This window comes from Lentzea xerophila, assembly GCF_051094245.1.
GTDB lineage: Bacteria > Actinomycetota > Actinomycetes > Mycobacteriales > Pseudonocardiaceae > Lentzea > Lentzea xerophila.
Window position 1 is genome coordinate 910,146 of sequence record NZ_CP194934.1, and the last position, 24,423, is coordinate 934,568.

Consider the following 24,423-nt stretch of genomic DNA (forward strand, 5'->3'; position numbering starts at 1 on the left):
CCGCGAGGTTGGCTAGTCTGGGGGCGTGTTCTCCACGCTTTCCGACCGGCTGACCACGGTTCTCCAGGGCCTTCGCGGCAAGGGCCGGCTCAGCGACGCCGACATCGACGCGACCGCCCGCGAGATCAGGGTCGCCCTGCTCGAGGCCGACGTCGCGCTGCCCGTTGTGCGCAACTTCATCGCGAAGGTGAAAGAGCGCGCCAAGGGCGCCGAGGTCCACCAGGCGCTGAACCCGGCGCAGCAGGTCGTGAAGATCGTCAACGAGGAGCTCGTCAACGTCCTCGGTGGCGAGACGCGGCGGCTGAACCTCGCGAAGAACCCGCCGTCGGTGATCATGCTGGCGGGTCTGCAGGGTGCCGGTAAGACGACGCTCGCCGGCAAGCTGGCCCGCTGGCTCAAGGGCCAGGGCCACACGCCGCTGCTCGTCGCGGCCGACCTGCAGCGCCCGAACGCGGTGACGCAGCTCCAGGTCGTCGGTGAGCGCGCGGGCGTGCCCGTCTTCGCTCCCGAGCCCGGCAACGGCGTGGGCAACCCGGTCGAGGTGTCGCGCCGCGGCATCGAGGAGGCCAAGGCCAAGCAGCACGACATCGTCCTCGTCGACACGGCCGGCCGGCTGGGTGTCGACGAGGAGATGATGAAGCAGGCCATCGACATCCGGGCCGCGGTGAACCCGGACGAGGTCCTGTTCGTCGTCGACGCGATGGTCGGTCAGGACGCGATCAACACCGCCACGGCGTTCCGCGACGGCGTCGGCTTCACCGGTGTCGTGCTCACCAAGCTCGACGGCGACGCGCGCGGTGGTGCCGCGCTGTCGGTCCGCGAGGTCACCGGCCAGCCGATCCTCTTCGCGTCCAACGGCGAGAAGCTCGAGGACTTCGACGTCTTCCACCCCGACCGGATGGCCTCGCGCATCCTCGGCATGGGCGACGTCCTGACGCTGATCGAGCAGGCCGAGCAGCACTTCGACCAGGACCAGGCCGAGAAGGCCGCGGCGAAGCTGCACTCCGGCCAGTTGACGCTCGAGGACTTCCTGGAGCAGATGCTCGCGATCCGCAAGATGGGCCCGATCGCGAACCTGCTCGGCATGCTGCCCGGCGCCGGGCAGATGAAGGACCAGCTCGGCATGCTGGACGAGAAGCACCTCGACCGCATCCAGGCGATCATCCGCGGCATGACCCCGGCCGAGCGCGACGACCCCAAGATGATCAACGGCTCCCGCCGGCTGCGCATCGCGAACGGCTCGGGCGTCAAGGTCAGCGACGTCAACGACCTGGTCAACCGCTTCTTCGAAGCCCGCAAGATGATGTCGGCGATGGCCGGCCGGATGGGCTTTCCCGGCGGTGGCAGCAAGACCCGCAAGGGCAAGAAGGGGAAGAAGGGCAAGGGCGGACGCGGCCCGACGCCTCCCAAGATCAAGGGCGGCTTCCCCGGTGGCATGTTCCCCGGCGGCATGCCCGGAATGCCGCCCGGAATGCCGCCCGGTGGCGTGCCCGGCGGTATGCCGAACCTCGGTGGCGGCATGAACGAGCTTCCGCCCGGCTTCGACCCGTCGAAGTTCAAGTTCGACGGCGACGACAAGAAGAAGTGACCATGCACCTGCGCGGCGTCGTCCTCCCGGACGGCGAGCCGCGCGACCTGTGGGTCGTCAACGGCCGTGTGCGCACTCAGCCGGTGCCGGGCGCCACGACCGTCGTCGACGGTGGGTTCCTGGTTCCGGGCCTGGTCGACGCGCACTGCCACGTCGGCCTCGGCCCCCAGGGCGGCGTCGAGCTGCCCGAGGCCGTGGAGCAGGCGATCACGGACCGCGACGCGGGCACGTTGCTGATCCGGGACTGCGGCTCGCCGATCGACACCACGCCGTTGCAGGAGCGCCTCGACCTGCCGCGGATCATCCGCGCGGGCCGGCACATCGCCCGGCCGAAGCGCTACATCCCGTACATCGGCGTGGAGATCGAGTCGGACCTGGCGGGCGCGGTGGCCGAACAGGCCGCGAACGGCGACGGCTGGGTGAAGCTCGTCGGCGACTGGATCGACCGCGGCGCGGGCGACCTCGCTCCACTGTGGACGGACGAGGAGCTGGCCGCCGCCATCAAGGTCGCCCACGACGCCGGTGCCCGCGTGACCGCCCACGTCTTCGGCGAGGACGCGCTGCCGGGCCTGATCAACGCGGGCATCGACTGCATCGAGCACGGCACCGGCCTGACCGATGACACGATCTCGCTGATGGCCGCGAACGGCACCGCGCTGGTGCCCACGTTGATCAACATCGAGACGTTCCCCGGCATCGCGGACAAGGCCGGCAAGTACCCCAAGTACGCGAACCACATGCGTGACCTGCACGCCCGTGTCTCGACCACGGTGGCGTCCGCGATCGAGGCGGGCGTGCCGGTCTACGCGGGCACCGACGCGGGCGGTGGCATCCAGCACGGCCGCATCGTCGACGAGATCGTCGCCCTGCACGGCGTGGGGATGAGCGCTCTGGACGCCATCGGCGCCGCGTCCTGGGGTGCCCGCGAGTGGCTGGGCTTCCCGTCGCTGACCGAGGGCGCGGCCGCGGACATCGTCGTCTACGACGAGGACCCGCGCGAGAACCTGGAGGCTCTCCGGACGCCGCGCATGATCATGCTCAGGGGCCGGATCCACTAGGGGCCGATACAGGTCCTAGTCCTGGAGCTGGGCCATCGCGCCGACCTGGTAGTCGCCGCCCTTCTGGTGGGTGATCACGGCCATCCGGTTGGCGGCGTTGATCAGCCCGACCAGGCAGATGAGCGCGGCGGTCTCCTCGTCGTCGTAGTGCTTGCGCAGGTTCGCCCAGGTCTCGTCGGTCACGCCCTCGTGCGTGAGCCGGGTGCCCTCCTCGGTGAACGCGAGCGCGGCCTGCTCGGCCTCGCTGAACACCGTGGTCTCGCGCCAGCCGGCCACCAGGTGCAGCCGCAGCGGGTCCTCGCCCGCCGCGATGGCCTCCTTGACGTGCATGTCCAGGCAGAAGCCGCAGCCGTTGAGCTGGCTGGCGCGCAGGCTGACCAGTTCGATCACGGTCTTCGGCAGCGGCGACTGGTGCAGCACCGTGCTGAGGCCGGCGAACCGCTTCGCGAGCTTGGTGCCGGTCTCGGTGGCGAAGAGGTTGATGCGGGGTTCCATGACTTCCTCCCTCGTGGTCCTGCTTGACGACCACGAGATGCCGGCGCCGCGTTCCGTGTGACTGTGATCCGCGCCACTGTCACAAACCGCGGCCGGATGGTGTCTTGTGACCATGGAGGCCGCTACCGACTCGTTCGTCAGCCATCGCAACCTGCTCTTCACGATCGCCTACGAGATGCTCGGCTCGGCGGCGGACGCCGAGGACGTGCTGCAGGAGACGTGGCTGAAGTGGTCCGGTGTGGACCTCGCGGTGGTCGAGAACCACCGGGCGTACCTGGTCCGCATCGTCACCCGCCAGGCGCTCACGAGGTTGCGGACCCTGGGCCGCCGCAAGGAGTCCTACGTGGGCTCCTGGCTGCCGGAGCCCCTGCTCACCGCCCCGGACGTCGCCGAGGACGTCGAACTCGCCGACAGCGTCTCGATGGCGATGATGCTGGTGCTCGAAACCCTCACCCCGACCGAGCGGGCGGTCTTCGTGCTGCGCGAGGTCTTCGACCTGGACTACGACGAGATCGCCGCGGCCGTAGACAAGAACCCCGCCGCCGTCCGCCAGATCGCCCACCGCGCCCGCTCGCACGTCGCCGCCCGCCGCCCGCGCGAGGTCGTGACGCAGGCGCAGTCCCGCGAGGCGCTGGCCGCGTTCCAGCGCGCCACCGAAACCGGTGACCTGCAAGGGTTGCTGAACCTGCTCGCGCCGGACGTCGTGTTCCTGGGCGACGGCGGCGGCGTGAAGCAGGCCGTGCCGCGTCCGGTCGTGGGCGCCTCGAAGGTGGCGCGCATGCTCCTCGGCGGTCTGCTGAAGGTGACCGGCTGGTCGATGGAGCCGACCCAGGTCAACGGTCACCCGGCGTTGGTCGTGCGGTTCGGCGGCGAGCTCGACACGGTGATCGCGGTGCGGATCGAGGACGGGTTGATCAGCGGGCTGTACGCGGTGCGCAACCCGGAGAAGCTGTCGCACATGGACCACGAGACGACCCTGCGCCGCTGATCACCGGGCGACTGCCTGGCTGCCTGCGACGTGCCGGTGCTTGTCGTGATTCCTCGACGATCTGCGCGGCCGCCTCCTTCATCGTGCCCAGCGGCGTCGTCCAGCTCCAGCAACGACGACACGTGCCGGGTCGGGATGACGACCACGTGGTCGGTGCCGAAGCCCGGGATCGGCGGCCGGAACGCCAGAGTGTTTCCGGTGCGCGCGAGCACTTCCACCTGCACACGACCCAGGATGACGTCATCGCAGTACCGGTCCGGTCCCATGCCTCAACGCTGGTGAACGAGGTTTAGCAGCAGCGTCTGAGCGCCGATCCGTTCATCAGGGAGTTGGACATCCGGCGGGAACCCGATCTGACCATCTTTTGGCCAGGTGCTTGGCCCGGTTTCCGTCAGTGCCGCACAGTAACCTCGGATTCGGGGGCGGCAAGCATCCCCCAAGGGGGATCGCGGTCCCCACTCCAAGCGTATCGCGAGGCACCGACAGCGCATCGGCGTCTCAGCAGCCGCCGATCGCGAGGTGATGATCATGAGGGTGTCGCAGCCAGCTGTTCACCGGCAGGTAGCCGAGGCGTGACTAGATTGCAGAGCGTGAGTGAGCCGGAATCCCTGAAGCCGAAGCGGAGCTTCCTCGAGAGCGTGCGGGACATCAGCCGCAACCCGGAGCCCGAGCGGGTCGGCCAGCGCTGGGGGTTCGGAGCGTTCTTACTGGTAGAGGCCGTTTTCCTGCTGTCAGCCGTGTTCATCCTGGCCGTGGGCGAGAGCTTCGGCGCGACGCTGGAGAACTCGACGACGCTCGTGCTGGTCGGGTCGCTGGTGCCGATCATGCTCGCCGCCGCCCTCGCCATCGTGATCACCTACGTCCGCGGTAACGGCCCAGTCGTCGACCTCCGGCTCAGCCTCACCAAGGAAGACGTCGCGATCGGTCTCAAGATCGGTATCGCGGGCCTGGTCCTCACGCTCGTCGCCGCCACCATCTGGGCCAAGATCGTCGGCGACGGCAACGCCACGAGCGCGGTCGGCGAGCTGTTCAGCGACGCGAACCTGCCGCTCGGGGCCGCCATCACGATGTTCGTGTACATGAGCTTCATCGGCCCGGTCTGCGAGGAGATCATCTTCCGCGGCCTGCTCTGGGGAGCCGTCGAACGGCAGGGCTGGAGCCGGTGGGCGGCCTTCGTGCTGACGACCGTGATCTTCGCGGTCAGCCACCTCGAGCCGCACCGCACGTGGCTGCTCCTCGTGATCGCCGTCCCGATCGGCATAGCCCGGCTGCTCACCCGCCGGCTGGGGGCGAGCATCGTGGCGCACGTGATGAACAACTTCCTGCCGGGCCTGACGCTCCTGCTCGTCTCCGTCGGGGTGATGTGATGGACCTGAACAGCGACCTCGGCGAGGGTTTCGGCATCTGGAGGCTCGGCGACGACAACGCGCTGCTGGGCATCATCACCAGCGCGAACGTCGCGTGCGGCTTCCACGCGGGTGATCCGTCGACCATGCGCAGGGTGTGCGAGGAGGCGGCGAGGAACGGCGTGAAGATCGGCGCCCAGGTGAGCTACCGCGACCTGGCCGGGTTCGGCCGCCGTTTCATCGACGCCGACCCTGCCGAACTGGCCGACGAGGTGCTCTACCAGATCGGTGCCCTCGACGCGTGCGCACGAGCAGCAGGCACCGAGGTCGTCTACGTGAAGCCGCACGGCGCCCTCTACAACGCGACCGTGCACCACGAGAAGCAGGCCGAAGCCGTGGTCGCAGGCGTCAAGGCGTTCAAGGACCTGCCGATCCTCGGCCTGCCCGGCTCCCAGCTGCTCGAGAAGGCCGCACGAGCAGGCCTGCGCCCCGTCCAGGAGGCGTTCGCCGACCGCGGCTACACCCCGGAGGGCACGCTGGTCCCGCGCAACCGGCCGGACGCCCTGCTCACCGACACCGCGCAGATCGTCGAACGGGCCACCCGGCTGTCGCAGGGGGAGCTCGTCGCGGTCGACGGCACGGTGATCAAGACGCGAGCGGAGTCGTTGTGCGTGCACGGCGACACGCCCGGAGCGGTCGAACACGCGCGTGCGGTGAGGGAAGCGCTCGGCACCGTGACGCCGTTCGCGTAGCCCCGATTCGGATCCACCGGTCCCCATCTGGCACAATTGCCCGCTGTCCGTCGTGGTCGGCCCCTCTGCCCGGGCCACGGCCGTGCGAACCATCAACACAGAGCTCTCGAGGAGTACCAGGCCAATGGCCGTCAAGATCAAGCTTCAGCGTCTCGGCAAGATCCGCCAGCCGTACTACCGCATCGTGGTCGCCGACGCGCGCACCCGTCGCGACGGCAAGGCCATCGAGACGATCGGCAAGTACCACCCGAAGGAAGAGCCGTCGTTCATCGCGGTCGACTCCGAGCGCGCGCAGTACTGGCTGGGTGTCGGCGCGCAGCCGACCGAGTCGGTCCAGCGCCTGCTGGAGATCACCGGTGACTGGCAGAAGTTCAAGGGCCTGCCGGGCGCCGAGGGCACCCTGAAGGTCAAGGAGCCGAAGCCGGCCAAGGCCGACCTGTTCGCCGCCGCGCTCGCCGCCGCGAACGAGGAGCCGATGACCGAGGCCACCACGCCGAAGGCGAAGAAGGCCCGCAAGGCCGAAGAGGCTCCCAAGGCCGACGCCGAGGCGCCCAAGGACGAGGCGTGAGTTTGTTGGCTGACGCCCTCGAACACCTCGTTCGCGGCATCGTCGACCACCCGGACGACGTCCGGGTGAACCTCGTCACGACCCGCCGCGGCCGCACCCTCGAGGTCCACGTCCACCCGGACGACCTCGGCAAGGTGATCGGTCGTGGCGGTCGCACCGCGACGGCTCTGCGCACCGTGATGGCCGGTATCGGCGGTCGTGGTGTGCGGGTCGACGTCGTCGACACCGACCGCTGAACGAACTTCAAAGGGCAAATGGACGTCGTTGTCGGCCGTGTGGCCAAGGCGCACGGGATCACCGGCGAACTCGCCGTTGACGTGCGCACTGATTCACCCGAAATGCGGTTCGCGCTCGGAGCCACGCTCCAGGCGAAGCTGCGTGACGGCACGTCCCGAAGCCTCACCGTGTCAGCCGCCCGGCCTCATGCCGGGCGGCTGCTCGTGCGTTTCGCCGAGGTCGTCACGCGCGACGTGGCGGAGGCGTTGCGCGGCACGTTGTTGCTGGGCAGCACCGACGACCTGCCGCCGACCGACGACCCCGACGAGTTCTACGACCACGAGCTCGAAGGGCTCGCGGCCGAACTCGTCGACGGCACGAAGATCGGCACGGTCAAGGAGATCCTCCACGGCCTCGGCGGCGAACTGCTCGTGATCACCCGTGATCACGGGGAGGCACTGGTGCCGTTCGTGCGCGAGATCGTGCCCACTGTGGACGTTCGCGGCGGCCGTGTCGTGATCGACCCGCCAGAGGGCCTGCTCGATGCGGATTGACGTCGTCACGATCTTTCCCGAGTACCTCGCGCCGCTGCGCGCGGCGTTGCTCGGGAAGGCGATCGACAAGGGCCTGATCAGCGTCGGCGTGCACGACCTGCGGGACTGGACCCAGGACGTGCACAAGGCTGTCGACGACAGCCCGTACGGCGGTGGGCCCGGCATGGTCATGAAGGCCGACATCTGGGGTCCTGCCCTGGATGACGTGTGCACGGACGAGACGCGCCTCATCGTGCCGACGCCGGCCGGACGCCCGTTCACGCAGGCGGTCGCGCACGAGTACGCGAACGAGTCGCATCTCGTGTTCGCGTGCGGTCGCTACGAGGGCATTGACCAGCGTGTGGTCGATGACGCCTCACGGCGCGTGCGCGTCGACGAGGTGTCCATCGGGGACTACGTGCTGGTCGGCGGCGAGGTGGCGGTGCTCGCGATCGTGGAAGCGGTCGCGCGGCTACTGCCGGGCGTGCTCGGCAACCCGAAGTCGCACGCCGAGGACTCGTTCCAGGACGGGCTGCTCGAAGGGCCGAGCTACACGCGGCCCGAGGTGTGGCGCGAGCTCGCCGTGCCGGACGTGCTGCGTTCCGGCAACCACCGGCTGATCGACCGCTGGCGTCGTGACCAGTCACTCGTCCGTACTTTCCAAAGGCGTCCTGACCTGCTGGAATCGCTGCCGGAGGACGCGTTCGACAAGCACGACCGAGCCCTGCTCGCGCGCCTGCGTGAGGGCGGGGAGTAGTCCGATTTCATTCCGGAGTGCCTGGTCTGGCACACTGGAACAGTTGCCGCAGCCGGTGTGCCATCGGCGTGCGCACCAAGCCGACCCCCATCATGTCGTGCACAGTCATGGAGCATGCTCTGGGGAGTTCAAGACATGTGAGGAACACCGATGAACATCCTGGACGCACTTGACGCCCAGTCGTTGCGCTCCGACGTCCCGGCCTTCCGCGCCGGCGACACGCTGAAGGTCCACGTCCGCGTCATCGAGGGCTCGCGCGAGCGCGTCCAGGTGTTCCAGGGCGTCGTGATCCGTCGCCAGGGTGGCGGCATCCGCGAGACCTTCACCGTCCGCAAGGTCTCCTTCGGCGTCGGTGTCGAGCGCACCTTCCCGGTGCACTCCCCGAACATCTCCGAGATCGAGGTCGTCACCCGTGGTGACGTCCGTCGCGCGAAGCTGTACTACCTGCGCGACCTGCGCGGCAAGGCCGCCAAGATCAAGGAGAAGCGCGAGGCCCGTCCGGTCTCCTGATCGGTGGCTTCGAGCCCAGAAGACTTCGAGGACGCCTCCGCACCGGATGAACCGGAGCGGGGGCGTACTCCTGTCTGGAGAGAGATTCTCTACGTCGTCGTGACGGCCGTCGTGCTGACGGTGCTGATCCAGGCGTTCGTGGCGCGGGTCTACGTGATCCCCTCGGCGTCGATGGAGCGCACGCTGCACGGCTGCACCGGTTGCGAGAACGACAGGGTGCTCGTCGACAAGATCACCTACCGGTTCGGTGACGTCGAACCGGGCGAGGTGGTCGTGTTCCGCGGCCCCGACGCGTGGACCTCGACCGACTTCCGCGGTACCCCGTCGGCGAATCCCGTCGCGCGTTTCGCGCAGCACATCGGTTCGTTGCTGGGTATCGCGCCCGCGAACGAGCGTGACTTCGTCAAGCGCGTGATCGCGCTCCCCGGCCAGACGGTGATGTGCTGCGATGAGCAGCACCGTGTCGTCGTGGACGGTAAACCGCTCGACGAGCCGTACGTGTACTGGCAGCCCGGTACGTCGTCGGCGGACCACGAGCCGTTCGCTCCGATCCGCGTGCCGGAAGGCCGGTTGTTCGTGATGGGGGACAACCGGATGAACTCCACCGACTCGCGCAAACAGGGCGGCGGGGGCGTAGCGGGCACGGTTCCGCTCGAGAACGTCATCGGCAAAGCCCGATACGTCGTTTTCCCGAAAGATCGGTGGAGTGTTGTGTCGGATCACAACCCCCAGCCCCTAGGCTGATCTCGTGGTTGACGTCGATCCAGAGCAGAACCCGTCCAGCGACGAGCCTTCGGACGCTTCGGATAAAGTCTCGAAGAAGAAGAAAAAGGGCAACTTCTGGAAGGAACTGCCCGTCCTCATCCTGGTCGCGTTCGGCCTCGCGATCGGCATCCAGATCTTCCTCGGCCGTGTCTACATGATCCCGTCGGAGTCGATGGAGACGACGCTGCACGGGTGCACCGACTGCTACGGCGACCGGGTGCTGGTGGACAAGGTCACCTACCGGTTCACCGAGCCGGCGCCGGGCGACGTGATCGTGTTCCGCGGTCCGCCGTCGTGGCAGAACGACTTCATCTCCGAGGAACCGGGCAACCCGATCACGCAGGGGTTGTCGTGGCTCGGGTCGCTGGTCGGGCTGCCGTCGGCGAACGAGGAGGACTTCGTCAAACGCGTGATCGCCGTCGGCGGGCAGACCGTGAAGTGCTGCGACGAGCAGAACCGCGTGACGGTGGACGGCAAACCGCTGGACGAGCCGTACAAGCACTTCGGCGAGGGCGTGCCGGCCGAGCAGGAGTCGTTCGAGGAGCTCAAGATCCCGGACGGCATGCTGTTCGTGCTGGGCGACAACCGCAACCACTCGTGCGACTCGCGGTGCCAGGGCCAGGGCGGCCTCAACGGGCTCGTGCCGGTGGACAACGTCATCGGCAAGGCCCGCGTCATCGTGCTGCCTCCGTCGAGGTGGGGCGGCGTGTCGGACCACAACCCGCAGGCCGTCTCGATGGGTGCGCCGGGATGGCAGGAGAACGCGCCGCTGGGCCTCGGTATCGTCGGCGCGTGGCCGCTTCTGCTGCTCGGGCGTCGAGTGCGAGACCGATTCCGCCGATGACCATGCTGATGCCGCCTCGCGCGGTGGTGCGGGGCTCGGCGGGGAACTGGGCGCTGCAGAGCACGCTGGAGCGCCGGGGCCTCGGGCCTGTCGCCGGTGTCGACGAGGCCGGGCGAGGCCCCTGCGCCGGACCGCTGGTGATCGCCGCATGCGTACTTCGACCGGGTGACGCGTCGAGGTTCGAAGGGCTGACCGACTCGAAGCTGATGACGGCGTCGGCGCGCGACCGGATGTACGACCTGGTGCTGAAGCGTGCGCTGGATCACTCCGTGATCGTCGTGTCGCCCGCCGACATCGACTGGCTGGGCATTCACGTCATGAACATCGAGGGCATGCGGCGTGCGGTGGCGCAGATGGCGACGCACCCCGGCTACGTCCTGACGGACGGTTTCAAGGTGCCGGGAATGCCCGCGCCGAACGTGGCGGTGCTCAAGGGGGACCAGGCGGCGGCGTGCGTGGCGGCGGCATCGGTGCTGGCCAAGGTCACGCGGGACCGCATCATGGCGGACCTGCATGATCGTTATCCCGAATACGGGTTCAACGTGCACAAGGGGTACTGCACGCCCGACCACACGGCTGCGTTGATGGCACACGGCCCGTGTGCGGAGCATCGCTGGTCGTATGTAAATGTGGCAGCGGCGGCTGCCAAGCACGGTCTCGCCGCGCCGCACAGGGTGGCGCGCAGCACGACCGCGGCGGCCGTGGTCCAGAATGATGCAGCCCCGGCTGACGCCGGGGAGCTCGCGACGAGGGAGGGCGCGGAGCAGATGACCCGCGCGGAGGCGTAATGAGTGCAGAGGATCTCGAGAAGTACGAGACCGAGATGGAACTGTCGCTGTACAAGGAGTACCGCGACATAGTCAGCCAGTTCTCGTTCGTCGTGGAGACCGAACGGCGTTTCTACCTGGCCAACTCGGTCGACGTGCAGGTGCGCAACGCCGACGGCGAGGTGTACTTCGAGGTGCGCATGTCGGACGCGTGGGTGTGGGACATGTACCGCCCCGCGCGGTTCGTCAAGAACGTTCGTGTCATCACGTTCAAGGACGTGAACGTGGAGGAGCTCGACAAGCCGGACCTCCGCCTGCCGGAGAGCGGGCCGTTCCCCACGTAGATCAGTGACCGCCGGTCTTCGCCGCGTGGTCGACGCTCGGACCTGCACCGCGGTGCTGCTGTCCGGTCGTCGAGCGCGGGGCAAGGGCCGGCGGTTGCCGTTGGAGCGGGTCGTTTTGTGCGTGGATCCGTGTTCGCTGGTTTTCGTCAGGTGGTGGACGCTCGGACCGGCACCGCGATCCTCCCGTCCGGTTGCCGTGCACGGGCAAGGGCCGGCGGTCGCCGTTGGGGCGGGCCGTTCCCCACGTAGTCCGTGACCGCCAGCCTTCGCCGCGTGGTGGACGCTCGGACCGGCACCGCGATCCTCCCGTCCGGCCGTCGAGCACGGGGCCCAGGCCGGCGGTCGCCGCTTTAGCACACCCCACCGACAACTCCGCCGTTTCAAGATCTACAACGGCCGACTTGTCCACAGCCGCCGAGTTGTCCACAGATTCCCCTCAGCCCCGCCACCCACCCCGCCCCACCCTGCAAGGTCGTACCCAACGACCCACAGGGAGGCGAGAGCAGTGGTGGCACAGGCGCTGGTCGAGACCAGGCAGCAGGAGAAGGGCCGTCAGGGCGAGGACCTGGCGTGCAGATACCTGGAGGACCAGGGCCTGGTCGTCCTGTCGCGAAACTGGACTTGCCGCGACGGCGAGCTCGACGTCGTGGCCGTGGAGGGCGATCGCCTGGTCGTCTGCGAGGTCAAGACCAGATCCGGTCCGGTCTGGGGCCGTCCGGACGAGGCGGTGGACCAGAGCAAGCTCTCCCGTCTGCGGCGAACAGCCCTGCGCTGGCTGGCCTCGCACGGCGTCGGCTGGTGCAACGTCCGCGTCGACCTGATCTCGGTCACCTGGCCTCCCGGCGGCGAGGCGAGCCTGCAACACCTGCGGGGAGCCTGACGTGGGCCTCGCGCAGGCGTGGTCCGTCGCTCTCTACGGCATCGACGGCCTCGCGGTGGAGATCGAGGCCGACGTGGGAGTGGGCCAGCCCCGCACCCACCTCCTCGGGCTTCCCGACGCGTCGTTGCACGAGTCGAAGGAGCGGGTGAAGGCCGCTGTCCGCAACAGCGAGGAGGAGTGGCCGAAGCAGCGCATCGTCCTGGGCCTGTCCCCGGCGAACCTCCCCAAGGGCGGCAGCAGCTACGACCTGGCCATCGCCTGCGCCACCCTGGCCGCCGCCGGCTCGATCCCGTGCGAACGCCTCGCCACCACCGTCCTGCTGGGCGAACTGGCCCTGGACGGCCGGGTGCGCACGGTCCGCGGCGTCCTCCCGTCCCTGCTGGCCGCCCGCCGCGCGGGCCTCACCACGGCCATCGTCCCCGTCGACGCCCTGCCGGAGGCCGCGCTGGTCGACGGTGTGGAGATCCACGGCGCACTGACCCTCTCCGAAGTCCTCGCATGGCTGCGCGGCGAAGAGGTGCCACTGCAGTCACCACCGGCGTCAGCCGACCCACCGCTGCCGGCCGTCCCGGACCTGGCCGACGTGGTGGGCCAGCCAGAAGCCCGCTGGGCACTGGAGGTGGCCGCGGCCGGCGCCCACCACCTCCTCCTGACGGGCCCGCCGGGCACCGGCAAGACGATGCTCGCCGAACGCCTGCCGGGCCTGCTCCCACCGCTGACCCGCCAGGAGTCCCTGGCCGTGACAGCGGTCCACTCGGTAGCGGGCGTCCTCTCCGCCGACTACCCGCTGGTCGCGAGCCCGCCGTTCGTCAACGTCCACCACACGACGTCGATGGCCGCCCTGATCGGCGGAGGCAGCGGCATGGCGAAACCAGGCGCCGCCTCCCGAGCCCACCGGGGCGTGCTCTTCCTCGACGAGGCCTGCGAGTTCGGCCAGAAGACGATCGACACCCTCCGCACGGCACTGGAAGACGGCGAGATCCGCATCCCCCGCCGAGACGGCATAGCGCACTACCCGGCCCGCTTCCAGCTGATCCTCGCCACGAACCCCTGCCCCTGCGCCCCACCGAAAGAGGTCGACTGCACCTGCACCGCCACAGTCCGCCGCCGCTACCAGTCCCGCCTCTCCGGCCCGCTGCTGGACCGCGTGGACCTCCGCGTCCGCATGAGAGCGACAACGGCCATGTCCAACGCCGACGCCGCCCCACCCGAATCCACAGCGACAGTCCGCGAGCGAGTGCTGAAAGCCAGATCCCGAGCCGCCACCCGCTGGTCCGCACACGGCCACACCTGGCCCACCAACGCCCAAGTGCCAGGCCCAGTCCTACGCCAGGAGTTCGCCCTCCCGAGGCACACCACAGCCCTCCTCGACCGAGCCCTCTCCACAGGCGCCCTGACGGGCCGAGGAGCCGACCGCTGCCTCCGCGTCGCCTGGACCCTCTCCGACCTGGCCGAATCCGACCGCCCCACCGCCGACCACGTGGCCGCTGCCCTCCAGTTCCGAGAACGCCGAGCCCCGTCCCCCTAACCCAAGACCTCCCCAACCACCGCCTACAGGACGCCCTCCCAATCCCCTGCCACTCGCTTAGCGAGATGTCCTCCCAACTTCGGGCCTCGCTTATCGAGGTGTCCTCTCGGCCTCCGGCCAACCGCCTCCCCTCAAGCAGCCGGTCGCGGAGCACCCAAGCCCCGACTCCGCGCCCGGCCCCAACGCGAGCGGGCGCTCGCCCACCCCCGCCAGCGCCCGCTCGCCCAAACCACCGCCACACCTACCTGACCACTCAACTTGGCGACCCGAACTGCGGCCGCCGGAATGCCGGCAGGGCTGACTCCAGCCCAGTCCAAAGCCGCCGGGCGCGGAGCCCCACTCCCACTCCGCGCCCGGCGCTCACCCCGCCAAGCCACCGTTTCCCGCCCAGGACGTTCGGGCGCCTGCCCCAAGCCAGGCCACCGAACAACCTGACCCGAGCCCTCGAGCCTCTGCTCGCGTCAGGTCCCCGAGCGGGCAGCCCGCCCATCCTCAGCGGGCGGCCCGCTCCCCAAACCGTCCGGACCATCAAGGAGCCCGACCATGACCACACTCCTCATCCCCGCCGCCACCACGCCCAGTTCCGCAGCAGCTGTCCTACCCACCCTCCTGCAACTCCTATCAGTAGCCCGCCGGCGTTCCTCCGGCGTCAGTCCGCCGAGCCCGTGGCACTCGGAACCCTGGTGTCGCTGGCTGCCCTGGTGGTGGTTCCGGTGACCGCTAGGCCGACCGATGCCGTTCGCCTGGCGAGGGCTTACCTGTCCCGCGTCGCCGAGCCCTACCCGGCGGCACTCGCGGCGCTGGTCGCCGAGGTCGGGCCGGTCGAGGCGGCGGAGCTGGTGCGTGCCGGCGAGGTGTCGCCGTCCGTTGCCAGTCAGACGTCCGCGCGGCGGGCCGAGGAGCGGGCTCACGAAGACCTGGCTCGTATCGCCGAGCGTGGCGGGCGGCTGGTCATTCCGGAGGACGACGAGTGGCCGCGGTGGCCGTTCGTCGCGCTTGAAGGTGTGGCGGCGCGGAGGTGCGGCGGTGAGCCGCTCGCGCTTTGGGTGCGCGGGCCGCACGACCTTGCCGGTGCGGTGGACAAGGCCGTGGCGATCGTCGGCTCCCGGGCTGCCAGTGGGTATGGCGAGCACGTCGCTGGTGAGTTCGCGTACGGGCTGGCCTTGGCCGGCGTGACCGTGGTGTCGGGTGCGGCGTACGGGATCGACGGCGCTGCTCACCGCGGGTCGCTGGGCGGCGGCGGGCTGACGGTCGCGGTGCTGGCGTGCGGGGCGGACTTCGCCTATCCCGGCGGGCATCAGGGACTGCTCGGCAAGGTGGCACAGGAAGGCTTGATCGTCAGCGAGTACCCGCCTGGCGTGATGCCTGCTCGGCACCGGTTTCTTACCCGTAACCGCCTCATCGCGGCGTTGGCCGGCGGCACCGTCGTGGTGGAGGCCGGGCGGCGCAGCGGGGCCAAGAACACGGCCGCGATCACGCTTGCGCTCGGACGGCCGTTGATGGTGGTGCCTGGTCCTGTCACGTCCGCGAGTTCGGTCGGGTGCCACGAACTGTTGCGGGACGGGCAGGCCGTTTCGGTGAGCTCGGTGGCCGAGATCGTGGAGTCGGTGGGGCGGTTCGGTGACGATCTCGCTACGGAGCCCGCCGAGAAGGAGAGTGAGCTCGGGGCGCCGCAAGGAGAGGCCATGCGCGTGTACGAGGCCATGGGGAAGCGGTGCGGGGTCAGCGACGAGGTCGTGTCGGTCGAGTCCGGTGTGCCGTTGGAACGGGTGCGCGCGTTGTTGCCCGAGTTGGAGCTCGCCGGGCTGGCGCTGCAGGTCGACGAGGGCTGGCAGAAGCTGGAGGTGCGGTGAACGTCCGTCCACAGTGGAGATAGCGGTCGATGTCCGGCGAGAGGTTCACGTTGCTCGCGAACGGGTTGCCCAGAGCGCGGCCGCCACGACCACGGCCGTGAGGATCGACCAGAAAGTGAAGCCGAAGTCCGTCGCGACCTTCAGCGCGATGTCGGACTGAGGCGACGGCGACTGGCAGATCGGCAGGTTCTTGGCCTCTTCGGCCGGACAACCGAGGTAGACGCCGCGGAGCCTTGCTGACCAGGTCCACAAGACCGCGAACAGCCAGCCGCCCACCAGGCAGGCCGAAGGCACGGCATATGTGAGGAAGGAGGGCATGCGGGAAGCGTCTGGGTCCTTGTGGCGCCATGACGTGCCCAGGGCGTCCAGCCACCAGCACAGGCCGGCCATCGCCACGGCGAGAGGAAGGAGCACGGAGGGCGCGATCGGAATGCCGATCGGGGCCTGGTCGAAGATCCGGGTGTACAGGGGCAGGTGGCTGCCGGTCACCAGTCCGCCGAACAGCGCGGCGGCGGTGAGCACCGGGCGCAGACGATTGCGGTCCTCCTGCCAGGCGCCGCGCCACAGGCCGAAAGCCGCGAACAGGGTCAGCGGAATGCCGAGCACCACGCCGGTGATGACCGGGGTGCTCCTGTCCTCGGTGCTGCCGCTGAGGAGGAGGTCCTGCAACGTGACGAGGCCCGCGCCCGCGGCCGCCGCGCCGAGGAGCACCTGACCGATCGGTGAGGCCAGCAGGCGCATGGGGTTGGCCAGAGCATCGGAGCGTTCGCCGGCGCCAGGATGCCGGCGCAGCCAGGCGCGGATGACCGGACGGGTCTGGTCGGTCTCGCGGACTTGAACGGCGGTCAGGAGGCCTTCCACGCCGAACTCGGCGGCGTGCAGGTCGGCGGCGTGTTCGCGGGCGCGGAGAAAGGCGCGTGCGATCAGTTCGGTGAGAAGGGTCAGTGCGGCCAGGCGCAGCGTGCTCACCAGGAAGGAGGTGACGTCACCGCGGTCGAGCAGGACGTCGAGCCACAGCACCAGCAGGGCGAAGAAGCCCGTGCTGAGGTTCGAGAACCTCAGCACGGTGGCCAGTTGGTACCACCAGAGGTCGCCGGCGTGCACGTGTGCGAGTTCGTGGCGCACCACGGCGTCGAACACGGCTTGCGGTCGCCGGGCATCGAATGCAGAGCCAGGAGTTCCGGTCCGAGCACGATGATCGGCTTGCGCGGTGGGCCGGTGACGTAGGCGCGGCTGCCCAAGTGCTTGCCGAGCCGCATGTCGACGTGGCGTGGAGGGTTCACCTCCAGCACCAGCGCCGTCACGGCCTTGCCTGCGTCGTGGAGGCCGGTGTCGGCGATCGGGGTGGAGCGGCGGATGCGGATGGCGGTGTAGATGCCGTAGACGGCCAAGCCCGGCGTCAGGAGCATCTGCAGTTTCTGCAGCAGGGTGCCGGCGCCGCCCTGTTCGAGGCCGGACAGCCAGGTCGCGACGAAGAAGACGTTGAGCAGCACCGTCACCGCGAGGAGCAGAAGCAGGAGGATCATCTCGGACGGTAACGCCCTTGGGTTGACCTGCGGCTTCGCTTCCGTCATCGGGAGGTGTCACCGGTCCCGCGGCCGGGTTCGTCGTCGAGGTCGGTGTCGTTGTCGCGCAGCACGAGGGCGGCGATGACGGCGTCCGCGAGTGCGTCGGCCTTCTGCTGCTTCATGCCGAGCGACAGAGCCCGCTCTAGTGCGATCTGGCGGACTTCGGCCAGTTGGGCCGTGGTCAGCGGTGTGGACGGCAGCTCGAGTGGCTCCGCAGGCTTGCCGCGGAGCTTTCGCCACGCCTTGCGCGCGGCGTTGGCGGTGCCGTCGCGCACGGCCCTGCCCACGCTGTCGGACACGGCCGTGATCACGCTGGCGGACACGAGGGCGATCACCGGGGTCGCCATCGCGACGATGTCACCTGGGCCGAAGCCCAGCGGGTCGTCGTGGGACTGGCGCAGCCGGCGTTCGGCCTGCCTGGGGCTTTCCAGGTAGGGAGCGGCGACGATGTCGAACGAAGGCAGCTCCTCGGGGGCGATCTTCCGCACGACTCGGCGGGCTAGTTCGTCGGCTGTTCGGACGGTGGTGCTGGCTACCATCGCTACTCCGAAAGGTGATCTGTACGTGCCACCAAACCCCTGGTCGTTACAGGGAGTTGAAACGTTATCGTGTTCCTGATCATGAGAGCGCTCTCAAACGGCGCGAGGGTGTGGCGATACTTGACCAAACGCCCCGACTGGCGCAGCGTCTTGGCCTATGTCCCCGCCGCCGCATGGTCGGACACGTCGTGTCGATCTCGTTCGCCTGCGCGAGAAACTGCCGGCGACCGTCGCCGACGTGTTGCGTCAGTACGAACGGCACTTGATGTTGGAGCGTGATCTCTCGCCACACACGGTGCGCGCTTACCTCGGCGATGCGGTGGCACTGCTCGGACACGTCGCGGGGAATATCCCGGAGAACGCCGATGTCGGACGCATCGACCTGACGAACCTGCGCTCCTGGCTTGCTGCGCAACGCACAGCAGGTGCGAGCCGTACGACACTTGCGCGACGTGCAGCTGCTGCGCGCGCGTTCACGTCGTGGGCCCACCGAACTGGTCATCTGCCAGCGGATCCAGGGCCTCGGCTCGCTGCTCCCCGGCCGCACCGGACGTTGCCGTTCGTGTTGCGCGAGGACCAGGCGAAGGACGCGATGAGCGCCGTATCCTCTGGCGCGTCCCAAGGCGATCCGGTTGCGCTGCGTGATCAGGCCGTGGTGGAGTTGCTGTACGCCACAGGTATCCGCGTGGCCGAACTCTGTGGTCTTGATCTCGACGACGTGGACTACTCCCTAAGGGTGATTCGGGTTCTGGGCAAAGGTGGACGCGAGCGCAGCACGCCGTTCGGCGTGCCGGCTGAGCGAGCGCTGCGGCGGTGGGTGGACGAGGGGCGAAACGCCCTGGTAGCACCGGATTCGCCGGCGGCGTTGTTCCTCGGTGCCCGCGGTGGCCGGCTGAACCAGCGGGCCGTGCGCACCTTGGTGCACGAGGTCGTCGCCGTGGTACCGGGCGCGCCGGACATCGGGCCGCATGGGTTGCGCCACTCCGCTGCGACCCATTTGCTGGAAGGAGGAGCGGACCTGCGCACCGTCCAAGAACTGCTTGGTCACGCTACGCTCGCAACGACTCAGCTTTACACACACGTCACTGTCGAACGGCTGAAGGCGATCCATGACCGAACCCACCCCCGTTCCTGACGCCGCAGGGGGAGGATCGCGTACGGCGACCGTGCCCCCTGACCCCGTCCTGCCCGCACCAGCTTCGAAGCAGGCGACCAACGGGCACCGTCAGAACGGCGCGCCGCGCACCGAGGCGAGCTCCGAGCCCGGTGCCGACACGCATGTCAACGGCACGCCCGCTGCCGCTCCGACTGCTGTGACGCGCGCGGACGTCAGGTCCGGTGACGACGTCGAGGCCGGCATCGTCGCGCTGTGGCGCAGCTACGGCGAGTCTCGTGACCAGAGCCAGCGCGACCGCCTGGTGCTGCACTACGCGCCGCTGGTCAAGGACGTCGCCGACCTGATCCAGTCCGGCATCTTCGGCCTGGTCGACGCGATCGAGAAGTTCGAGCCGGAACGCGGCCTCAAGTTCGAGACCTACGCCATGCAGCGCATCCGCGGCGCCATCCTCGACGACCTGCGCTCCCAGGACTGGGTGCCGCGCTCGGTCCGCAGCCGCGCCCGCGACGTCGAACGAGCCCTGGAGCGCCTCGGCGCCAAGCTGCAGCGCACGCCCACCGACCGCGAGCTCGCCGCAGAGCTCAAGATCGGCCTGGCCGAGCTGCGCGAGCTGTACGGCCAGCTCCAGCTCACCAGCGTCGTCGCCCTGGACGAGCTGATCGCCCCGAACAAGGGCGGCTCCTCCCTGGCCGAGTCGCTGCCCGACGACGCCGCGGAAGACCCGGTGGCGAGCCTCGTCGACCAGGACAGCCGCCGTCAGCTGGCCGACGCGATAGCGCAGCTCGCCGAGCGCGACCGCGTGGTCGTGACCCTGTACTACTTCGAGAACCTGACTCTCGCCGAGATCGGCAAGGTCCTCGGCGTGACCGAGTCCAGGGTCTGCCAGCTGCACACCCGCGCCGTCCTGCGCCTGCGCACGAAGCTCAACGAGCAGTCCGAGGCCTGACAGCGCCTCTTCCTCCCGCAACCCGGCCGGTGCCGGGCTGCCGTATTGCGGCACCCAGAAGGCGAACGGCCCTCACAAACAGGGCCTGAACCCCCTTTCCGTCCCTCGGCAGGGACTAATTCACTCGATTGGGTGGGTCTTGGACTGGGTCCAAACACACCACGTGCCCGCTCGGACATCCCGGCGAACGGCCGACTCGAGAAGCCGGCACCCCCTCACGCTCCCCATCGGCTTGCGCAGGACGGCGCGCGAGCTTGCCGCCGAACCGACGTGGGATGCGGTGCGCCTGCCTGCTGGAGTTGACGGTGAGTGCGGCTGGACGTCGCGGCCGGGCGCCAGACGGCGGCGTGGTGCTGTCGAGATGGCCGCTGAGTTGGCAAGACGCGTAGGTAGGAAGTGGGCGAGAGACGGGCTGTGCAGCGGACCGGTCGGCCCGGCGCACGTGGCGGTTGAAACGGCAGGTGTGGACCGGGAGGCGGCAAGACGTCGCTCCTGGGCGCCGGTGGCGGCCTGGTGCGGTCGGGAAGGCCTGGAGCTGGGCGAAGCGTTGGAGAGGTGGCTGTGCGGTAGGCCCGGTCAGGCTCCCCGCGGGAAGGGCATGGTCGGCCTGTGCGGCGAGGTCGGTCAGGCTCCACGCGTGAAGCGCTGTGCGGCCGTCCGGCCATCCGGCCGGTTCTGTACGCGCGGCGCTGTGTGGTGGGCCGGGCGGCTTCGGGTGTGAGCCGCTGGGGGGCGGGTTGGGTTGGGCGCGGGGCGCTGTGGTGTGCGGCGGCGGGGCGGTGGGAGTGGCGGGTGGGCCGGGAGGCGGCGGCGGGACGTTGCGCGGGCCGCCTCCCGGCACCTGGCGGGCGCTTGCGGCGCGCAACGGGGTCGCGCCGCTGTCCAGCCGCCGGAATCGGCCGGGAGCGCCCTATCGGAGCGCCGCGCGGTGGGTCGGGGTGGCCGCGGCGGCGGAGGGTGGTCAGCTGCCGCGGGCTGGGGCGTTCAGTGGCAGGAGGCGTACTCGGCCTGTCGACACCAGGCGCAGCGGGTCCAGGTACGTGTCGCCGCGGCGGGCTCCCCAGTGCAGGCAGGGGGAGGGGCAGTGGCCCTCCTGCAGGTGGCCGATGACCTCGCCGCGCGTCACGGAGCTGCCGGCGGAGACGGCGGGGGCGATTGGTTCGTAGGTCGTGCGCAGGCCGTTGCGGTGTTGCAGGGACACGAGGGTGCGGGCGGCCACGGCGCCTGCGTAGACCACCGTGCCGTCACCTGCGGCCAGCACCGGGGTGCCGGCCGGAGCGGACAGGTCCACGCCGCGGTGGCCGGGGCCGAACGGGGACGTGGGGGCCTCGAACGCGCGCACCACCGGGTGGGGTGGTGGCAGGGGCCAGGTGAAGCGCGCGGGGGACGGGGCCAGGAGCGTCGTGAGGATCAGGGCGGTGGGGAGGAGGGGCATGGGTCCACAGTGGTGGTGGGGGCGGGGTGGGGACCAGGGGGTATTGGGGGACTGTGGATTACTCGCCGGTTGTGGATAGGTGCCCCCTTTGGTTTGGGGGCGATTCGAAGTTTGTCGGGGTTGGGGAGTAGACTTTCGGGCGCGTCCCGTGTGTGCGCGGGGCGACTTCGCGTGCCAACGCAGATCCGACTGGCTGGTCCCAGCTGGGTCGAGTCACGACGTCCGACGGTCCTGACGGTGCAGAGATGCTCCGCGGGTGCGGACGGCGGCAATGGCACCAGGGCTGAAGGCCTACCGGCCTGAGGCGTCAACCGAACCGACGCGCATAGGCGAGACCTGGCGCGTCCGACAGATGAGGTGCGAACCGGCCATGGCCGTCGTAACCATGAGGCAGCTGCTTGACAGCGGCGTGCACTTCGGGCATCAGACCCGGCGCTGGAACCCGAAGATGAAGCGTTACATCTTCACCGAGCGCAACGGCATCTACATCATCGACCTGCAGCAGACGCTGACCTACATTGACAGGGCTTTCGAGTTCGTCAAGGAGACGGTCGCGCACGGCGGGTCGATCCTGTTCATCGGCACCAAGAAGCAGGCGCAGGAGGCCATCGCCAACGAGGCGCTCCGCGTCGGCATGCCCTACGTGAACCAGCGCTGGCTGGGCGGCATGCTCACCAACTTCTCGACGGTCCACAAGAGGCTTCAGCGGCTCAAGGAGCTGGAGTCGATGGAGCAGACCGGCGGCTTCCAGGGTTTCACCAAGAAGGAAATCCTGATGATGAACCGCGAGAAGGACAAGCTGGAGCGCACGCTCGGCGGTATCCGCGACATGTCCAAGGTGCCCAGCGCCGTGTGGATCGTGGACACCAAGAAGGAGCACATCGCGGTCGGTGAGGCTCGCAAGCTGAACATCCCGATCGTGGCGATCCTCGACACGAACTGCGACCCGGACGAGGTCGACTACCCGATTCCGGGTAACGACGACGCGATCCGTTCCGCCGCTCTGCTGACCAAGGTCGTGGCCGAGGCCGCCGCCGCCGGTCTCATGCAGCGCTCCGGTGCCCGCCGCGACGCCGCCGAGGGCCAGGACAAGCCCGAGGTCGCCGCCGACGAGCCGCTGGCGGAGTGGGAGCAGGAGCTCCTCACCAACACCACGGCCGAGGCCCCGGCCGAGCAGCCCGTCCAGTCCTGATTTCCCCACGAGGTGCCCGCGAACAGCGGGCACCTCGTGACTCAAGCGCGTACATCGCAGAAGGAAAACGATGGCGAACTACACCACCGCGGACGTCAAGAAGCTCCGCGAGCTGACCGCCGCCGGCATGATGGACTGCAAGAAGGCGCTGGACGAGGCTGACGGCGACTTCGAGAAGGCCGTCGAGATCCTGCGGATCAAGGGCGCCAAGGACGTCGGCAAGCGCGCCGAGCGCACCACGTCCAACGGCCTCGTCGCGGTCAAGGACGGCGCGATGGTCGAACTGCGCTGCGAGACCGACTTCGTGGCCAAGAACGCCGACTTCATCGCCCTGGCCGACGACATCGTCGCCATCGCCAAGGCCAACAAGGTCGCCGACGTCGAGGCCCTCAAGGCCATCGAGGTCGACGGCAAGACGGTCGACGCGCTGGTCCAGGAGTTCTCCGCCAAGATCGGCGAGAAGCTCGAGCTGGCCAAGGCCGTCGACTTCGACGGCACAGTGTCGGTCTACCTGCACAAGCGTGCCGCGGACCTGCCGCCCGCAGTGGGCGTCCTGGTCGAGTACACCGGTGACAACGCCGAGGTCGCCAAGGGTGCCGCGATGCAGATCGCCGCGATGCGCCCGAAGTTCGTGACCCGTGACGAGGTCCCGGAGGAGCTCGTCGCCAACGAGCGCCGCATCGCCGAGGAGACCGCTCGCGAGGAGGGCAAGCCCGAGGGTGCGCTCCCCAAGATCGTCGAGGGTCGCGTCAACGGCTTCTTCAAGGACGTCGTGCTCCTCGAGCAGGCTTCCGTGACGGACAGCAAGAAGACGGTCAAGGCTCTTCTGGACGAGGCCGGCGTGACGGTGACCCGTTTCGCTCGGTTCGAGGTCGGCCAGAGCTGATTCGCATGAGGGCGGGGTTGCAGGAACAGCGACCCCGCCCTTGGCGTGTCCACGGAAGGCTTCACTCGGGGTGAGGTAGCGCGAACGGAGTCGTTCCGCGCACCAGCGGGGGACACCCCCACACCCCCGGCCCAAGGTCAAAGGAGAGGACCTGTGAGCGAAGAAGGTAGCCACGGCTACAACCGGGTGATGCTCAAGCTCGGTGGCGAGATGTTCGGTGGTGGTGGCGTCGGTGTCGATCCCGACGTCGTCCAGACAGTCGCCAAGCAGATCGCGGCCGTCCACAAGTCCGGCGTGCAGGTGGCCGTCGTGATCGGTGGTGGCAACTTCTTCCGCGGGTCCGAGCTCCAGCAACGCGGTATGGACCGGTCGCGCGCCGACTACATGGGCATGCTCGGCACGGTCATGAACTGCCTGGCGCTGCAGGACTTCCTGGAGCGTGAGCACGGTATCGACACGCGCGTGCAGACCTCCATCCAGATGACGCAGGTCGCCGAGTCCTACATCCCCCGCCGCGCGATGCGCCACCTCGACAAGGGCCGCGTCGTGATCTTCGGTGGCGGCGCGGGCCTGCCGTACTTCTCCACCGACACCACGGCCGCCCAGCGCGCACTGGAGATCGGCTGCGAAATCGTCCTGATGGCGAAGGCCGTCGACGGCGTCTACACGGCCGACCCCAAGATCGACCCCGACGCGTTGATGTTCGACAACATCACCCATCGCGAGGTGCTGGAGCGCGGCCTCAACGTCGCCGATGCCACGGCCTTCAGCCTCTGCATGGACAACAACATGCCGATCCTCGTCTTCAACCTCCTCACCGAGGGGAACATCGCGCGCGCGGTGCGTGGTGAGAAGATCGGCACCCTGGTCAGCACCCCCGGTGGCCGCCCGGCCTTCTAGACCTGGTGGGATCTGTCCAGGACCGGGAATTGGGCACGAACACGCAGA

27 protein-coding genes are annotated in these 24,423 nt (G+C 69.1%); 22 read left to right on the forward strand and 5 right to left on the reverse strand.

Annotated features, from left to right (window positions below):
* Positions 1-25: 25 nt before the first annotated feature.
* Together ffh and ACRSBM_RS04515 are read left to right on the forward strand one after the other, a co-directional pair.
* Positions 26-1,588 carry a signal recognition particle protein gene (gene ffh, locus ACRSBM_RS04510; protein WP_434440025.1) on the forward strand — a complete coding sequence of 521 codons (1,563 nt, stop codon included), beginning with the start codon at positions 26-28 and terminating at the stop codon, positions 1,586-1,588.
* Positions 1,589-1,590: 2 nt separating this feature from the next.
* Positions 1,591-2,646, forward strand: coding sequence for an amidohydrolase family protein (locus ACRSBM_RS04515; RefSeq protein WP_434440026.1), 1,056 nt, complete (start codon positions 1,591-1,593; stop codon positions 2,644-2,646).
* A 15-nt stretch (positions 2,647-2,661) separates the two neighbouring features.
* On the opposite strand, the gene ACRSBM_RS04520 is transcribed toward ACRSBM_RS04515, so the two are convergent.
* Complete coding sequence (locus ACRSBM_RS04520; RefSeq protein WP_434440027.1) at positions 2,662-3,141, reverse strand: carboxymuconolactone decarboxylase family protein; 480 nt, start codon at positions 3,139-3,141, stop codon at positions 2,662-2,664.
* Positions 3,142-3,253: 112 nt separating this feature from the next.
* On the opposite strand from ACRSBM_RS04520, the gene ACRSBM_RS04525 reads away from it, so the two are divergent.
* The 15 genes from ACRSBM_RS04525 to dprA all read left to right on the forward strand — a co-directional run bounded on the left by ACRSBM_RS04525 (position 3,254) and on the right by dprA (position 15,792).
* Entirely contained in the window at positions 3,254-4,129 is an 876-nt protein-coding gene (locus ACRSBM_RS04525; RefSeq protein ID WP_434440028.1) for an RNA polymerase sigma-70 factor, read from the forward strand.
* Positions 4,130-4,719: 590 nt separating this feature from the next.
* Complete coding sequence (locus ACRSBM_RS04530) at positions 4,720-5,496, forward strand: lysostaphin resistance A-like protein (protein WP_434440029.1); 777 nt, start codon at positions 4,720-4,722, stop codon at positions 5,494-5,496.
* Entirely contained in the window at positions 5,496-6,227 is a 732-nt protein-coding gene (locus tag ACRSBM_RS04535) for a LamB/YcsF family protein (protein WP_434440030.1), read from the forward strand. Before ACRSBM_RS04530 ends, ACRSBM_RS04535 begins: the two co-directional genes overlap by 1 nt.
* A gap of 124 nt (positions 6,228-6,351) precedes the next feature.
* Complete coding sequence (gene rpsP, locus ACRSBM_RS04540; RefSeq protein ID WP_434440031.1) at positions 6,352-6,795, forward strand: 30S ribosomal protein S16; 444 nt, start codon at positions 6,352-6,354, stop codon at positions 6,793-6,795.
* Positions 6,792-7,031, forward strand: coding sequence for an RNA-binding protein (locus ACRSBM_RS04545; protein ID WP_030468017.1), 240 nt, complete (start codon positions 6,792-6,794; stop codon positions 7,029-7,031). Before rpsP ends, ACRSBM_RS04545 begins: the two co-directional genes overlap by 4 nt.
* An 18-nt stretch (positions 7,032-7,049) precedes the next feature.
* The gene (gene rimM / locus ACRSBM_RS04550) at positions 7,050-7,565 is read left to right on the forward strand and encodes a ribosome maturation factor RimM (RefSeq protein WP_434440033.1); all 516 of its coding nucleotides are present in this window, start codon (positions 7,050-7,052) and stop codon (positions 7,563-7,565) included.
* Positions 7,555-8,301, forward strand: coding sequence for a tRNA (guanosine(37)-N1)-methyltransferase TrmD (gene trmD / locus ACRSBM_RS04555; protein ID WP_434440035.1), 747 nt, complete (start codon positions 7,555-7,557; stop codon positions 8,299-8,301). The genes rimM and trmD overlap by 11 nt, the downstream gene beginning before the upstream one ends.
* Before the next feature lie 150 nt (positions 8,302-8,451).
* Positions 8,452-8,811: a 50S ribosomal protein L19 gene (rplS, locus tag ACRSBM_RS04560; protein ID WP_090095457.1), complete on the forward strand. Its 360-nt coding sequence runs from the start codon at positions 8,452-8,454 to the stop codon at positions 8,809-8,811.
* 3 nt (positions 8,812-8,814) lie between these two features.
* Positions 8,815-9,555, forward strand: a complete 741-nt coding sequence (gene lepB / locus ACRSBM_RS04565; RefSeq protein WP_434440037.1) for a signal peptidase I — start codon at positions 8,815-8,817, stop codon at positions 9,553-9,555.
* Positions 9,556-9,559: 4 nt separating this feature from the next.
* Positions 9,560-10,420, forward strand: coding sequence for a signal peptidase I (gene lepB, locus ACRSBM_RS04570; RefSeq protein ID WP_434440039.1), 861 nt, complete (start codon positions 9,560-9,562; stop codon positions 10,418-10,420).
* Positions 10,417-11,208: a ribonuclease HII gene (locus tag ACRSBM_RS04575; protein ID WP_434440041.1), complete on the forward strand. Its 792-nt coding sequence runs from the start codon at positions 10,417-10,419 to the stop codon at positions 11,206-11,208. Before lepB (ACRSBM_RS04570) ends, ACRSBM_RS04575 begins: the two co-directional genes overlap by 4 nt.
* Positions 11,208-11,531, forward strand: coding sequence for a DUF2469 domain-containing protein (locus ACRSBM_RS04580; protein ID WP_030468024.1), 324 nt, complete (start codon positions 11,208-11,210; stop codon positions 11,529-11,531). Before ACRSBM_RS04575 ends, ACRSBM_RS04580 begins: the two co-directional genes overlap by 1 nt.
* Before the next feature lie 508 nt (positions 11,532-12,039).
* On the forward strand, positions 12,040-12,411 hold the full coding sequence (locus ACRSBM_RS04585; RefSeq protein ID WP_434440043.1) for a YraN family protein: 372 nt from the start codon (positions 12,040-12,042) through the stop codon (positions 12,409-12,411).
* Position 12,412: 1 nt separating this feature from the next.
* Complete coding sequence (locus ACRSBM_RS04590; protein ID WP_434440045.1) at positions 12,413-13,939, forward strand: YifB family Mg chelatase-like AAA ATPase; 1,527 nt, start codon at positions 12,413-12,415, stop codon at positions 13,937-13,939.
* A gap of 713 nt (positions 13,940-14,652) precedes the next feature.
* Entirely contained in the window at positions 14,653-15,792 is a 1,140-nt protein-coding gene (dprA, locus tag ACRSBM_RS04595; protein WP_434440047.1) for a DNA-processing protein DprA, read from the forward strand.
* 45 nt (positions 15,793-15,837) lie between these two features.
* Here dprA and ACRSBM_RS04600 read toward each other — a convergent pair whose 3' ends face one another.
* From ACRSBM_RS04600 to ACRSBM_RS04610, 3 genes are read right to left on the reverse strand one after another with little or no spacing between them, the layout of a single operon-like run.
* A complete protein-coding gene (locus ACRSBM_RS04600) occupies positions 15,838-16,932 on the reverse strand; it encodes a M48 family metalloprotease (protein WP_434440049.1) in 1,095 nt (364 codons plus the stop codon).
* Positions 16,851-17,318, reverse strand: a complete 468-nt coding sequence (locus tag ACRSBM_RS04605) for a hypothetical protein (RefSeq protein WP_434440051.1) — start codon at positions 17,316-17,318, stop codon at positions 16,851-16,853. The genes ACRSBM_RS04600 and ACRSBM_RS04605 overlap by 82 nt, the downstream gene beginning before the upstream one ends.
* A 44-nt stretch (positions 17,319-17,362) precedes the next feature.
* The gene (locus ACRSBM_RS04610; RefSeq protein ID WP_434440053.1) at positions 17,363-17,848 is read right to left on the reverse strand and encodes a hypothetical protein; all 486 of its coding nucleotides are present in this window, start codon (positions 17,846-17,848) and stop codon (positions 17,363-17,365) included.
* A 208-nt stretch (positions 17,849-18,056) separates the two neighbouring features.
* On the opposite strand from ACRSBM_RS04610, the gene ACRSBM_RS04615 reads away from it, so the two are divergent.
* Complete coding sequence (locus tag ACRSBM_RS04615; protein WP_434440055.1) at positions 18,057-19,034, forward strand: tyrosine recombinase XerC; 978 nt, start codon at positions 18,057-18,059, stop codon at positions 19,032-19,034.
* Complete coding sequence (locus ACRSBM_RS04620; protein WP_434440057.1) at positions 19,009-19,962, forward strand: FliA/WhiG family RNA polymerase sigma factor; 954 nt, start codon at positions 19,009-19,011, stop codon at positions 19,960-19,962. The genes ACRSBM_RS04615 and ACRSBM_RS04620 overlap by 26 nt, the downstream gene beginning before the upstream one ends.
* Before the next feature lie 961 nt (positions 19,963-20,923).
* Here the strand turns inward: ACRSBM_RS04620 and ACRSBM_RS04625 are convergent.
* Complete coding sequence (locus ACRSBM_RS04625; protein ID WP_434440059.1) at positions 20,924-21,397, reverse strand: M23 family metallopeptidase; 474 nt, start codon at positions 21,395-21,397, stop codon at positions 20,924-20,926.
* Between the two features lie 370 nt (positions 21,398-21,767).
* On the opposite strand from ACRSBM_RS04625, the gene rpsB reads away from it, so the two are divergent.
* The 3 genes from rpsB to pyrH all read left to right on the forward strand — a co-directional run bounded on the left by rpsB (position 21,768) and on the right by pyrH (position 24,375).
* Positions 21,768-22,589, forward strand: a complete 822-nt coding sequence (rpsB, locus tag ACRSBM_RS04630) for a 30S ribosomal protein S2 (protein ID WP_434440061.1) — start codon at positions 21,768-21,770, stop codon at positions 22,587-22,589.
* A 70-nt stretch (positions 22,590-22,659) separates the two neighbouring features.
* Entirely contained in the window at positions 22,660-23,475 is an 816-nt protein-coding gene (gene tsf / locus ACRSBM_RS04635) for a translation elongation factor Ts (RefSeq protein ID WP_434440062.1), read from the forward strand.
* Between the two features lie 189 nt (positions 23,476-23,664).
* Positions 23,665-24,375, forward strand: a complete 711-nt coding sequence (gene pyrH / locus ACRSBM_RS04640; RefSeq protein ID WP_090096004.1) for a UMP kinase — start codon at positions 23,665-23,667, stop codon at positions 24,373-24,375.
* Positions 24,376-24,423: the final 48 nt, after the last annotated feature.